Annotated in this window: 14 protein-coding genes; 4 read left to right on the top strand and 10 right to left on the bottom strand. The window is 62.9% G+C overall.

The window, feature by feature from the left end:
• Positions 1-30: 30 nt before the first annotated feature.
• From panB to HPA02_RS11980, 4 genes are all read left to right on the top strand, one after another.
• Complete coding sequence (gene panB / locus HPA02_RS11995; RefSeq protein WP_146803437.1) at positions 31-822, top strand: 3-methyl-2-oxobutanoate hydroxymethyltransferase; 792 nt, start codon at positions 31-33, stop codon at positions 820-822.
• Positions 822-1,670 (top strand): pantoate--beta-alanine ligase, encoded by an 849-nt coding sequence (gene panC, locus HPA02_RS11990; protein WP_146803436.1) that lies wholly within the window; start codon positions 822-824, stop codon positions 1,668-1,670. The genes panB and panC overlap by 1 nt, the downstream gene beginning before the upstream one ends.
• A 23-nt stretch (positions 1,671-1,693) precedes the next feature.
• A complete protein-coding gene (gene panD / locus HPA02_RS11985) occupies positions 1,694-2,074 on the top strand; it encodes an aspartate 1-decarboxylase (RefSeq protein ID WP_146803435.1) in 381 nt (126 codons plus the stop codon).
• Between the two features lie 141 nt (positions 2,075-2,215).
• A complete protein-coding gene (locus tag HPA02_RS11980; protein ID WP_146803434.1) occupies positions 2,216-3,391 on the top strand; it encodes an acetyl-CoA C-acetyltransferase in 1,176 nt (391 codons plus the stop codon).
• 64 nt (positions 3,392-3,455) lie between these two features.
• On the opposite strand, the gene HPA02_RS11975 is transcribed toward HPA02_RS11980, so the two are convergent.
• The 10 genes from HPA02_RS11975 to ribF form a co-directional block, all read right to left on the bottom strand.
• A complete protein-coding gene (locus tag HPA02_RS11975; protein WP_146803433.1) occupies positions 3,456-4,664 on the bottom strand; it encodes a PilX N-terminal domain-containing pilus assembly protein in 1,209 nt (402 codons plus the stop codon).
• A gap of 8 nt (positions 4,665-4,672) precedes the next feature.
• Complete coding sequence (locus HPA02_RS11970; protein WP_146803432.1) at positions 4,673-5,212, bottom strand: PilW family protein; 540 nt, start codon at positions 5,210-5,212, stop codon at positions 4,673-4,675.
• Positions 5,209-5,631, bottom strand: a complete 423-nt coding sequence (gene pilV, locus HPA02_RS11965) for a type IV pilus modification protein PilV (RefSeq protein WP_146803431.1) — start codon at positions 5,629-5,631, stop codon at positions 5,209-5,211. Before pilV ends, HPA02_RS11970 begins: the two co-directional genes overlap by 4 nt.
• A gap of 1 nt (position 5,632) precedes the next feature.
• Positions 5,633-6,091 (bottom strand): GspH/FimT family pseudopilin, encoded by a 459-nt coding sequence (locus tag HPA02_RS11960; RefSeq protein ID WP_146803430.1) that lies wholly within the window; start codon positions 6,089-6,091, stop codon positions 5,633-5,635.
• Positions 6,078-6,503: a type IV pilin protein gene (locus tag HPA02_RS18560; RefSeq protein WP_276508214.1), complete on the bottom strand. Its 426-nt coding sequence runs from the start codon at positions 6,501-6,503 to the stop codon at positions 6,078-6,080. Before HPA02_RS18560 ends, HPA02_RS11960 begins: the two co-directional genes overlap by 14 nt.
• A gap of 145 nt (positions 6,504-6,648) precedes the next feature.
• Positions 6,649-7,602 (bottom strand): 4-hydroxy-3-methylbut-2-enyl diphosphate reductase, encoded by a 954-nt coding sequence (gene ispH, locus HPA02_RS11950; RefSeq protein WP_146803429.1) that lies wholly within the window; start codon positions 7,600-7,602, stop codon positions 6,649-6,651.
• Between the two features lie 246 nt (positions 7,603-7,848).
• Positions 7,849-8,295, bottom strand: a complete 447-nt coding sequence (fkpB, locus tag HPA02_RS11945; RefSeq protein WP_146803428.1) for an FKBP-type peptidyl-prolyl cis-trans isomerase — start codon at positions 8,293-8,295, stop codon at positions 7,849-7,851.
• A 17-nt stretch (positions 8,296-8,312) separates the two neighbouring features.
• Positions 8,313-8,843, bottom strand: a complete 531-nt coding sequence (gene lspA, locus HPA02_RS11940) for a signal peptidase II (RefSeq protein ID WP_244945919.1) — start codon at positions 8,841-8,843, stop codon at positions 8,313-8,315.
• Positions 8,836-11,670 (bottom strand): isoleucine--tRNA ligase, encoded by a 2,835-nt coding sequence (gene ileS, locus HPA02_RS11935; protein WP_146803427.1) that lies wholly within the window; start codon positions 11,668-11,670, stop codon positions 8,836-8,838. Before ileS ends, lspA begins: the two co-directional genes overlap by 8 nt.
• Positions 11,667-12,719: a bifunctional riboflavin kinase/FAD synthetase gene (gene ribF, locus HPA02_RS11930; RefSeq protein ID WP_146803426.1), complete on the bottom strand. Its 1,053-nt coding sequence runs from the start codon at positions 12,717-12,719 to the stop codon at positions 11,667-11,669. The genes ileS and ribF overlap by 4 nt, the downstream gene beginning before the upstream one ends.
• Between the last annotated feature and the right edge of the window lie 16 nt (positions 12,720-12,735).

The following is a 12,735-nucleotide window of genomic DNA, read 5'->3' as shown; positions in this document are numbered from 1 at the left end:
CGTTTTAACGCCAATCATGAGAATGTCCTTATGAAAACCGTCACCCTGAGCACGCTGCAGGCCTTCAAGCGCTCCGGCGAGGCGTTCAGCTGCCTGACCGCCTATGACGCCTCCTTTGCCCGGGCGGCCAGCGAGGCCGGCATCGAGGTGCTGCTGGTGGGCGACTCCCTGGGCATGGTCCTGCAGGGGCATAGCAGCACCCTGCCGGTCACCCTCGAGGAGATCTGCTACCACACCCGCTGTGCGGCCCAAGGCAAGGGCAGCAGCCTGCTGATGGTGGACCTGCCGTTTATGAGCAACTCCAGCCTGGAGCGGCTGCTGCAGGATGCCGGCGAGCTGATGCGCGCCGGCGCCGAGCTGGTCAAGGTGGAGGGCGAGGCCTGGATGGCCGAGGGTATTCGCGAGCTGACTCGCCGCGGCGTACCGGTCTGCGCCCACCTGGGCCTGACGCCTCAGACCGTCTATCAACTGGGCGGCTACAAGGTGCAGGGACGCGACGCCGAGCGCGCCGAGCAGATCATCGCCGACGCCCGCACCCTGGTGGAAGCCGGCGCCTCGGTGATCCTGCTGGAGTGCGTTCCCGCTAGCCTAGGCCGGGCGGTGACCGAGGCGGTGGACGTGCCGGTGATCGGCATCGGCGCCGGCCCCGACACGGATGGCCAGATCCTGGTGATGCACGACGTCCTGGGGGTGACCCACGGCCGCACCCCGCGCTTCGTCAAGAACTTCATGCAAGACGCACAGAGCATTCAGGGTGCCTTCCTGGACTACCACGAGGCGGTCAAGGCACGGCACTTCCCCGCCGAGGAGCACTGTTTCTGATGCATACCCTGGAGCGCATCGCCGCCCTGCACGAGACCCTGGCCGAAGCACGCCGTGCCGGCCGGCGCATCGGTCTGGTACCCACCATGGGCAACCTCCACGAGGGGCACCTCGCCCTGGTCGCCGAGGCCAGGCGCCATGCCGATCTGGTGGTGGCCACTATCTTCGTCAATCCCATGCAGTTCGGGGCCGGCGAGGACCTGGACGCCTACCCGCGCACCCTGGCCGAGGACCAGGCCAAGCTGGCCGCCGCCGGCTGCGACCTGCTGTTTGCCCCACAGACCGCCGAGATCTATCCCCGCGGCCTGGAGGCCCAGACCCGGGTCAGGGTCCCCGAGGTGAGCGAAGGCCTGTGTGGCGGCAGCCGCCCCGGCCATTTCGATGGCGTGGCCACCGTCGTCACCATGCTCTTCAACCTGGTGCAGCCTCACCTGGCCTGCTTCGGGGAGAAGGACTACCAGCAGCTGGCGGTGATTCGCCGCCTGGTGGCGGACCTGCACCTGCCCATCGAGATCATCGGCGTGCCCATCGTGCGCGCCACGGATGGCCTGGCCCTCTCCTCCCGCAACGGCTACCTGAGCGAGGTGGAACGGGCCCAGGCGCCGGGGCTCTATCGCACCCTCTGCGAGCTACGCGATGCCCTGGAGGCCGGCGGTGCACCCGGCGACTGCTTGGCCGACGCCGAGGCCACCCTTGCCAAGCGCGGCTTCACCCCCGACTATCTCGAGCTGCGCGCCCAGGACCTGGGGCCGCTGACCGACGCCACACGCCATGCCGTGATCCTCGCCGCCGCCCAACTGGGGCCGGCGCGCCTGATCGATAACCTGACCGTCAACCTGCCCCGCTAAGCGCAGGAAGGAAGAGAAGCCCGATGCATACCATCATGCTCAAGGCCAAGCTGCATATGGCCCGCGTTACCCATGCCGTACTCAACTACGAAGGCTCCTGCGCCATCGACGGCGAGCTGCTGGACATGGCTGGCATCCGCGAAAACGAACAGATCCAGATCTACAACGTGGAGAATGGCCAGCGCTTCACCACCTACGCCATTCGCGCCGAGGAAGGCTCGAAGATCATCTCCGTGAATGGCGCCGCCGCCCACCTGGCCGGCGTCGAGGATCGGGTGATCATCTGCAGCTACGCCCACTACAGCGAGGCCGAGCTGGATAGCCACCAGCCCGCCCTGGTCTACCTCCAGGAAGGCAACGCGGTCAGCCACACCAGCAACGCCATTCCCGTCCAGCTCGCCTAAGAGCTCCGGGCCCGCTGTGATACACCGGCCCGCCGCCCTTCTGGGCGGCGGGCCGTTTTCATGGAATTGTCCATTGCCGCAGTGCACAAATCTCCCTTATGCTGAACGAGTCACCGCTCGAGACTCAGCCAGGAGATTCCCATGCAAGACGTGGTCATTGTTGCAGCAAAGCGCACCGCCATCGGCAGCTTCGGCGGCTCCCTCGCCGGCATTCCCGCCAGCGACCTCGGTGCCCTGGTTATCAAGGACCTCCTCGCCGAGACCGGCGTGGCCCCGGAGCAGGTCGATGAAGTCCTGCTCGGTCAGGTATTGACCGCAGGCGTCGGCCAGAACCCCGCCCGTCAGGCCGCCATCAAGGGCGGTCTCCCCGACGCCGTCCCCGCCATGACCATCAACAAGGTATGCGGCTCCGGCCTCAAGGCCCTGCACCTGGCCACCCAGGCGATTCGCTGCGGCGATGCCGAACTAATCCTGGCCGGCGGCCAGGAGAACATGTCGGCCTCCCCCCATGTGCTGCCCAACTCGCGTAATGGCCAGCGCATGGGCGACTGGAAGGCCGTCGACACCATGGTCAACGACGGCCTGTGGGACGCCTTCAACAACTACCACATGGGGATCACCGCCGAGAACCTGGCGGAGAAATACGGCATCACCCGCGAGGCGATGGACGAGTTCGCCGCCGCCTCCCAGCAGAAGGCCAGCGACGCCATCAAGGCCGGCAAGTTCAAGGGCCAGATCGTCCCGGTGGAGATTCCCCAGCGCAAGGGTGACCCGCTGGTCTTCGATACCGACGAGAACCCCCGCGAGACCACCGCCGAGAAACTCGGCGGCATGCGCCCCGCCTTCAAGAAGGACGGCACCATCACCGCCGGTAACGCCTCCTCCCTCAACGACGGTGCCGCCGTGGTGATGCTCTGCTCCGCCGAGAAGGCCAAGGAACTGGGCCTGACCCCGCTGGCCCGCATCGCCGGCTACGCCAATGCCGGCGTCGACCCGGCCATCATGGGCATCGGCCCGGCCCCGGCCACCCGCCGCTGCCTGGAGAAGGCCGGCTGGAGCCTGGACGATCTGGACCTGGTCGAGGCCAACGAGGCCTTCGCCGCCCAGGCCCTCTCCGTCAACAAGGAGCTGGGCTGGGATACCGACAAGGTCAACGTCAACGGCGGTGCCATCGCCCTCGGCCACCCCATCGGTGCCTCCGGCTGCCGGGTGCTGGTGACCCTGCTGCACGAGATGATCGCCCGGGACGCCAAGAAGGGCCTGGCGACCCTATGTATCGGCGGCGGCCAGGGCGTAGCGCTGGCAATCGAGCGCTAAGCGCAAGCCGCATAAAAGATTGCCCCTGCCAAATGGCAGGGGCAATCTATTCAAAGACACAAATTCAATAAGTTGCAGACTCAAGCTCTATCCATGCGAGAATTTTTGACAACACGGCAACCTTTGGAAGAAAGTCATTATCCATATCATTCATTGCAACAAACTCTATACCACCATTCCTTGTTATCTCACCACCAGAAACGATTGCCCCATATATCACTGAAGTACCATTTTGAGTAAAGTTACCACCTGAGAAATACACAGCATAGCTTGGCTCATCCTGTCCGCCACCACCGTCCCTGCCATTGAATATCATATCGCCACCAGAAACCACAAAAGTATCAACCTCACCATCATTACCAAGTGTAGAGGCCCCACCATGTGTCAAACTCCCGGTCGCCAATATTGTCACATCATTAAAGCTACCTGAAAGACTGAGATCTCCATTACAGTAATAAACCTTACCATCCTGACCACCACTTAAGCTGAGGTCATCACAAGTTCCATCCGCATTAGTAACATCAACAAGCAAAGCAGTTCCATTAACAGAATCATATATCCTAGCTATCTCATCTAGAGCTGACGGGATATCCACCGTTCCAACCCCTGATGAAGCGCACACGACAGAATCACAGGCACTAGGATCATCTGAATACACGACATCATTGTCATTTGTTGTGACTTGCCCGGATGCAGTAATGAAACCTATCGTACCATCCGTTAGTTGCTTTATATCTACATCAGAATTAGAGTGAACATTCCCAACAATCGTTGAGTTGCCGTTAATCTCAATATTTTGCTCCGCTTTCAAACCATCGATAAAAATCTCGTTAATCACCTCACTCGGAGGCAGAAGGTCCAGCCTCAAGGCCCTTGATGCCATCACCTCCCCACCTGAAACCACCTCCCCCATACTATAGCCAATCAGCTCTCCAGATTCGCACCTTATCTCAGTAACATACTCCCTAGTAAGACCACCACTAGATGAGTAAGCACTATTCTGGGGACCATAAAGCACAGAATCACCAGAAGAGCAGTCCGGTGGAGATGACGGTGAATAAGTTGAATTCAACACACCCACCAAGTCTAATACACCGGACTCCGCAGTTTGCAAAGCACTAGATGAAAAGCGATGATTACCAGCCATCCGCTCTTCCATCCATGAGGATGCAAAACTGGAAAGCCCCAGCAAAAGGGCAACAACAAGGATTACTAAACTTACTACTAAAGCAACCCCTTTCTGCTTGAAAGCAACAAATCTTAAGGTACTCATAGCGCCCCCTATAAACCTTCTACCGCATCAATCACTCTACCCCTATTAGCAACCCTGACCTCAAACACCTCATTAGGCAATCTTCCAGCAGGATCACTTAATGTTATCTCCGAGACCACGCCATATAAACCAAGAATATATGTGAAGCTAAGATCAGAAACCCCTGAAGAAATCGGCTCAGGATCTGAACAGTCTGAATCCACATAGGCACTTCCATTTTCCTCATAATAATAAACAGAAAAAGCAAGATTTCCTGGACAAACTGAGTTTACCGGCCTTCCAACATAGTCAATCTTAAGCCTTGAGCTATTAGCCTCTATACCAAACGAAGTAGAATTTCTTATATCATATGACATCGAGTCGACCAGGTAACGAAATGATTCTTGTCTATCATGAAGAGACTCCGCCTGGTTGAACGCCTGTTTACCAGAGACAAACACCTGAGTTGCGCCAAAAGTAACAATCAACCCGATTAGCAAGGCGACCATTAGCTCTACTAGAGTAAAGCCCTTCTGAAGATATGCTGGATTATGGCCACAAGAACTCATGGAGATTCTCCATACAAACTTGTCTCATAAATCAACTCAGAAACATCTTCACCACTAAACCTTGAATCCCCCCAGTCCAAAGTCACCCTATAATCACATCCCGCAAGCCTAACAATTGAATTAGCTTTTATAAGAGAAGGCAGCTTCTGAACCCACTCATTATGCCAAGAATCTATTACCGTGCTTGGTTCTGGACATGTAGGTGGTGAGCTTCCCAGCTCAATCCATAGCCGCTCTACTGCATCCTGCGCGGCTACAGTCGCGACAGAGCGACCATAAGACAAATGAGAGCTTTGCATCGATTTTAGCTGCATGGCAGCCACACCAAGCAAGCCAAAGGAAAGCACTAGAACGGCGATTAGCGCCTCCAATAGGGTAAAGCCACTCTGGGGGGGCTTGTATACTTTATAGACCCTCATATCAAGCCCCCTTATCGACACTTCCAGCGGGGCTCACCACCAACGAACTACTCCCAATAGTGATAGCGCAATCACCATCGGTTAGAGTAGCGCAACTCTCCAGACGCCCCAGTGAATTAAAGGAAATAGTATTTGTTGAGAACCCAAGCCGATCATCCCTTGCTTCTCTCTCCGACAGGACGATATCAGAAGAGGCATCATTATAACGAACCTCGGTGGACCAAGCCCCAGAGTTATCAGAAATTTGAAAAGTCACTTCCTGACGGCGCTTGACGGCTTCGCTTCTGGCGTAGTTTAGGGCGGCCAATATCTCGTTATAGTCACTGGCCTGGCGGTTGGTCGCCATCAGGCTCTGAAAGCCGGGTACGGCGACAGTGGCGAGAATGGCCACCACCGCGATAGTGACCAGCAGCTCTATCAGCGTAAAACCATCATGGCCTTTTCGATTACCAGCAATCACTGTCGCCTGCCCCCCTGGCTCCGGTCTGGGTTAGGGTAAAGGTGCCGCACTCGGTATCCCGAGTGGCCTGAGCCCCTTGTGGTGCCGCCGATAAGGTATAGGCCGAGGCGGTAAGTGCCCCGCCCGGATCGGAAATTCGATAGAAACCATTTTCCGAGTCGACGGGGAAGGTAACGCAGCCGGTATAGTCACTACTGACCGTATAGCAGCGCTCCAGGCGTCCGGCGGTCTCCGTCAGTATCGCCTTGGCCTCGGTGCGCCTCGACTCGGTGACATAGCGGATATAGCTGGGATAGGCGATGGCGGCGAGGATGGCCACCACCGCGACGGCGATCATCACCTCGATTAACGTGAAACCGGCCTGGCGGCGCTTGCCCCCAGGCCTTCTGGTCGCTTGCTCCCCTGCGCGCACGGCGGTGCCTCCGGCTAAGCATTGCTAATGTATCATTCTGTATCAGCATAGCCGGGGGCAGCGCCTCGCACCAACAAAAAACCGGGCCTGCGCCCGGTCCTTTGGTACATAAGCTCTGCTTTAACAAGGGCTTTATGGTGAGCAGTCATTCACTGGCAATCACCCGCTCACGTAGCTCCCTGGGCATGGAGAAGGTGATGTTCTCCTCGCGGCCGGCGAGTTCCTCGGGGGCCGTGGCGCCCAGGCCCTGCAGCCGCTCGATCACGCCCTTGACCAGCACCTCGGGGGCGCTGGCGCCGGCGGTGATGCCGATCTGGCGCACGCCATCGAGCCAGCTCTCCTGGATCTGGCTGGCGTCATCCAGCAGGTAGGCGGGGGTGCCGACCCGCTCGGCCAGCTCACGCAGGCGGTTGGAGTTGGAGCTATTGGGGCTGCCCACCACCAGCACCAGATCGCAGCCGTCGGCGAGCTCGCGCACGGCGTCCTGGCGGTTCTGGGTGGCGTAGCAGATATCGTCCTTGCGCGGCCCCTGGATCTCGGGGAACTTGGTGCGCAGGGCGTCGATCACACGAGCGGTGTCGTCCATGGATAGGGTGGTCTGGGTGACGAAGGCGAGCTGGCCGGGGTCCTCGACTTCCAGCTTGGCCACGTCCGCTTCGTCTTCCACCAGGTAGATCTGGCCGCCATGGGTGGTGTCGTAGCGCCCCATGGTGCCCTCCACCTCGGGGTGGCCGGCGTGGCCGATCAGGATGCACTCCTGGCCGCGCTTGGCGTAGCGCAGTACCTCCATATGCACCTTGGTCACCAGCGGGCAAGTGGCATCGAAGACCTTGAGGCCACGCCGCTCGGCCTCCTCCTGCACGGCCCGGGAGACGCCGTGGGCGGAGAAGATCACGATGACGTCGTCGGGGACCTCGTGAAGCTCCTCGACGAAGATGGCGCCGCGTTCCCGCAGGGTCTCCACCACGAAGCGGTTATGGACCACCTCATGGCGCACATAGATGGGCGGGCCGAAGACATCGAGGGCGCGATTAACGATCTCGATGGCCCGGTCGACGCCGGCGCAGAAGCCGCGGGGGTTGGCCAGTTTGATTTGCATGCTGGGTAGACCTCGATGCCTGGGACATCCGTTGGGGCACTTGATCTCCAAGGTACCCGTAAATCGATTCTAGCAGGCGCCTGCCGGCGCCAATCGCCGATGCGTCGGACCACTGCTGAAGCAGGCTCCTACAATCCCAGGGGTTACCTGCCTCGTGGGAGCTGGCTTCAGCCGGCGATTTGCCCCATCCATCGCCCGCTGAAGCGGGCTCCTACCAGGGGGGAGCCATTGGCCCGGCTCGACTGCTTAGTGGGTGGTGGCCGGCCTGACGCTGATCACTTCCACCTCGAAGGTCAGGGCACGCCCGGCCAGGGGGTGATTAAAGTCCACGTCGATCTGCTCGCCGTCGATGGCGCTGATCACCCCGGGCAGCTCGCCGCCGGAGGGGTCGGAAAAGGACATCACCATGCCCACTTCGAGGGCCTCGTCGCCGAAGTCCTCGCGCTTGAGGCGCTGGATGTTCTGGGGGTTGTGCTGGCCGAAGGCATGCTCCGGGGCGATCTCGAAGCTACCGGTGTCGCCGTCGGTGAGGCCCTTGAGCGGCGCCTCGAAGCCCGGCGGCAGGTTGCCGTCGCCCAGTTGGAAGGTGGCCGGGGCCTTCTCCTTGGTGGAGTCCACCACGGCGCCATCTTCCAGCTTGAGGGTGAAGTGCAGGGTCACTTCCATGCCCTCGTCGATACGATATTCGCTCATCTTTCGCTCCGTGGAATTCAGGATCCGGCCTTGTTGCGGCGTTGGCGCCAACCATCGCGCAGCGACTCGAGGATAATCCCCGCCGCCCCCAGGGTGATCGCCACGTCGGCCAGGTTGAAGGCCGGGAAGTAGTAGCGCTGTCCCCAGTGGAAGGAGAGAAAATCGACCACGTAGCCGTGCACCAGGCGATCATAGAGGTTGCCCAGGGCGCCGCCGATGATCAGCGCCAGGGCGACCGCCAGCAGGGTCTCGTGGGCCTTGAGGCGGCGCATCCACAGGCTCAGGCCGACGCTGGCCCCCACCGCGATGGTGGCGAAGAACCAACGCTGCCAGCCGTCATGGCCGGCCAGGAAGCTGAAGGCCGCCCCGGTGTTGTGCAGCAGGGTCAGGTCGAAGAAGGGCAGCACCGGCACCGGCCGGGCGTAGGCCAGCCAGGCACTGGCGGCGTACTTGGTGGCCAGGTCCAGCACGATCACCGCCAGCGCCAGCCACAGCCAGCGCAGCGGCTTGTGCATGGGGCGGCTCTCCGCCCCAGGGGTCTTAGGCATAATGGCGCTCTTCACCGGAGCCCTCCGGCAGGTTGCTGATGCAGCGGCCGCACAGCTCCGGGTGCTCGGGGTGGCTGCCCACGTCCTCGCGGTGGTGCCAGCAGCGGTCGCACTTGGCGTGCGCGCTGGCGGCCACGGCCACCTTGAGGGTATCCAGCTCGGTGGCCTCGGCGGCGGCACCTTCGGCCAGCGGCGCCAAATGCACGTCGCTGGTCAACAGCACGAAGCGCAGCTCGTCGCCCAGGCGCTCCAGGGTGGCGCGCAGGGCGTCATCCACATAGAGGGTGACCTCGGCGGCCAGGCCACTCTTGATGGTCTTGGCGTTACGCGCTTCTTCCAGGCACTTGTTGACCGCCTGCTTGACCTCCAGCACCTGCTCCCAGAAGTCGCGCCCCAGGGGCGCGTCCTCGGCGAGGGTTGCCAGGCCGCCGTAATACTCCTCCAGCAGCACGCTCTCGCCACGCTCGCCGGGGATGTTCTCGTAGATCTCCTCGGCGGTGAAGCTGAGGATCGGCGCCACCCAGCGGGCCAGGGCCTCGACGACGTGGTAGAGGGCGGTCTGGGCGCTGCGCCGCGCCAGGGAGTCGCTCTGGGTGGTGTACTGGCGATCCTTGATCACGTCCAGGTAGAAGCCGCCCAGCTCCCGGGCACAGAAACCATGCACCTGCTGGTAAACCTCGAGGAAGCGGTACTCCTCATAGGCCTTCTCGATGCGCGCCTGCAGCTGGGCGGCGCGGTCCACCACCCACTGGTCGAGGGCCAGCATCTCGTCGAAGGGCACGGCGTCGCGCTCCGGCGCGAAGCCGCTGAGGTTGGCCAGCAGGAAGCGCGCGGTGTTGCGGATACGCCGGTAGACGTCGGCGGTGCGCTTGAGGATCTCGTCGGAGACCGCCATCTCACCACTGTAATCGGTGGAGGCGACCCACAGGCGCAGGATATCGGCACCCAGCTTGTCCATCACCGCCTGGGGCGCCACCACGTTGCCCAGCGACTTGGACTGCTTGCGGCCCTTCTCGTCCACGGTGAAACCGTGGGTGAGCAACTGCCGGTAGGGCGCGTGACCATCGATGGCGGCGCCGGTCAGCAGCGAGGAGTGGAACCAGCCGCGGTGCTGGTCGGACCCCTCAAGGTAGAGGTCGGCGCGCGGGCCGGACTCGTGGCCATGGGGGTGGGAGCCGCGCAGCACATGACGATGGGTGGTGCCGGAGTCGAACCACACGTCCAGGGTGTCGGTGACCTTGTCGTAATCACTCGCCTCCTCGCCCAGCAGCTCGGCGGGGTCGAGGCGGAACCAGGCATCGATGCCCTCGGCCTCGACGCGCTTGGCGACCGCCTCCATCAGCTCGACGGTGCGCGGATGTAGCTCGCCACTGGCCTTGTGCAGGAAGAAGGGGATCGGCACGCCCCAGTTGCGCTGGCGGGAGATGCACCAGTCGGGACGGTTGGCGATCATGGCGTGCAGCCGCGCCTGACCCCAGGCCGGGGTGAAGGCGGTGGACTCGATGCCGGCCAGGGCCTTCTCGCGCAGGGTCTTGCCGTCCTTGCCCTGGCGATCCATACCCACGAACCACTGGGCGGTGGCGCGGTAGATCACCGGGGTCTTGTGGCGCCAGCAGTGCATGTAGCTGTGGGTGATCGGCTGGTGGGCCAGCAGCGCGCCCACTTCCTCCAGCTTGGCGACGATCTGCGGGTTGGCCTTCCAGATCATCTGGCCGCCGAAGAACGGCAGATCGTCGGCGTAGACGCCGTTGCCCTGCACCGGGTTCTTGATCTCATCGAAGCTCATGCCATGGGCGCGGCAGGTGACGAAGTCATCCTCGCCGTAGGCCGGGGCCGAGTGGACGATGCCGGTACTGCCCACCTCGGACTCCACGTAGTCGGCCAGGTAGATCGGCGACAGGCGGTCGTAGAAGGGATGGCGAAAGCGGATACCGTCGAAGGCTTCACCACGGGCGGTGGCGATCGCCTCGCCCTCCAGGCCGAAGCGCTCCAGGCACGACTCCACCAGCTCCTCGGCCAGGACCAGCAGCCGTTCGCCGGTGTCCACCAGGGCGTAGGTGAACTCCGGGTGCATATTGAGGGCCTGGTTGGCGGGGATGGTCCATGGGGTGGTGGTCCAGATCACCACGGCGGCGGGCTTGGCCAGCGCCTCGAGGCCGAAGGCCGCGGCCAACTGGTCGGCGTCTTCCACCGGGAAGGCCACGTCGATGGCGTCGGACTTCTTGTCCTGGTACTCCACCTCGGCCTCGGCCAGGGCCGAGCCGCAGTCGAAGCACCAGTTGACCGGCTTGAGGCCCTTGAAGACGAAGCCCGCCTCGACCATCTCGGCCAGGGCGCGGATCTCGCCGGCCTCGTTGACGAAGTCCATGGTGCGGTAGGGATTATCCCAGTCGCCGATCACGCCCAGACGAATGAAGCCCGCTCGCTGGTCCTCGATCTGCTCGGCGGCGTACTCGCGGCACAGCGCACGGGCCTGCTCGGGCTCGAGGTGCTTGCCGTGGGTGGTCTCCACCTTGTGCTCGATGGGCAGGCCGTGACAGTCCCAGCCGGGCACATAGGGGGCGTCGAAGCCGGCCAGGTTCTTCGACTTTACGATGATGTCCTTGAGGATCTTGTTAAGCGCATGCCCAAGGTGAATGCTGCCGTTGGCGTAGGGAGGGCCGTCGTGGAGCACGAACAGCTCGCGGCCCTGGCGCTCCTCGCGCAGGCGATGGTAGAGGTCCATCTCCTTCCACTGGGCCACCCGGGCGGGCTCGCGCTTGGGCAGGTTGCCGCGCATGGGGAAGTCGGTTTCGGGCAGGTTCAGGGTGTGCTTGTAATCGCTCATGGGTGTCCGTCATCGTCGCAGCCGGCGGCCCGGGGGCCGTCCGAGGTGTCGGGTATGGCAGCCTCGCGCGCCAGGGGCGCCGATGCCAGGGGAAGCGTGTCGCTGGTCTCCGGTGCCCGGGGGCACTCGGCAAAGAAGATGCGGGCGCGCTGCTGGTCCCGGGCGATCTGGCGCTTGAGCGCCTCCAGGCCGTCGAAACTCAGCTCGCCGCGCAGGCGCGCACAGGGGGTCACCGTCAGGCGCTGACCATAGAGGTCGCCATCGAAATCGAAGAGATGCACCTCCAGCACCGGGCGGCGGCTGCCCACCGTGGGGCGCCAGCCGACATTGGCCACCCCGGGCAGGGTGCGGCCATCGGCCAGGGTGGTCATCACCGCATAGACGCCGCGCAGCGCCAGCGGCCGCGGCAGCAGCGGCAGGTTGGCGGTGGGCACGCCGATGGTGCGACCGAGCTTCTGGTCGGGCACCACCCGGCCGCTGAGGCGGAAGGGGCGCCCCAGCATGCGCCGCGCCTGGGCGAAGTTGCCGCTGGCCAACAGGGTGCGTATCCGGGTACTGGAGACCCGCTCGCCGTCCAGTACGAAGGTGCGGGTGTGCTCGACGCCGAAGCCCTTCTCGGCGCCCATCCGCTGCAGCAGGGCGAAGTCACCGCTGCGGTCGCAGCCGAAGCGGAAGTCGTCCCCCACCACCAGGTGACGCACGCCCAGGCCCTCGATCAGCACCCGCTCCACGAACTGGCGGGCGGTGAGGCCGCGCAGGGCGTCGTTGAAGGGCAGGCAGAGCACCCGGTCGGCGCCGGCCTCGGCCAGCAGGTCGACCTTGTCGCGCAGCCGGGTGAGCCGCGGCGGGGCCTGGTCACCGGCGAAGAACTCCCGGGGCTGGGGCTCGAAGACCACCACGGTGACCGGCAGGCCCAGTCGACGGGCCCGCTCGCGGAGCTGGTCGAGGATCGCCCGGTGGCCGCGATGGACCCCATCGAAGTTACCGATGGTGGCCACGCAGCCCCGGTGCGCCTCGCGCAGATTATGCAGTCCTCGAATCAGTTCCATGCGTCGCCCAAGGCTC

The organism is Bisbaumannia pacifica (assembly GCF_007989625.1).
GTDB lineage: Bacteria > Pseudomonadota > Gammaproteobacteria > Pseudomonadales > Halomonadaceae > Bisbaumannia > Bisbaumannia pacifica.
This window is presented reverse-complemented; position numbering and strand designations above follow the sequence as displayed.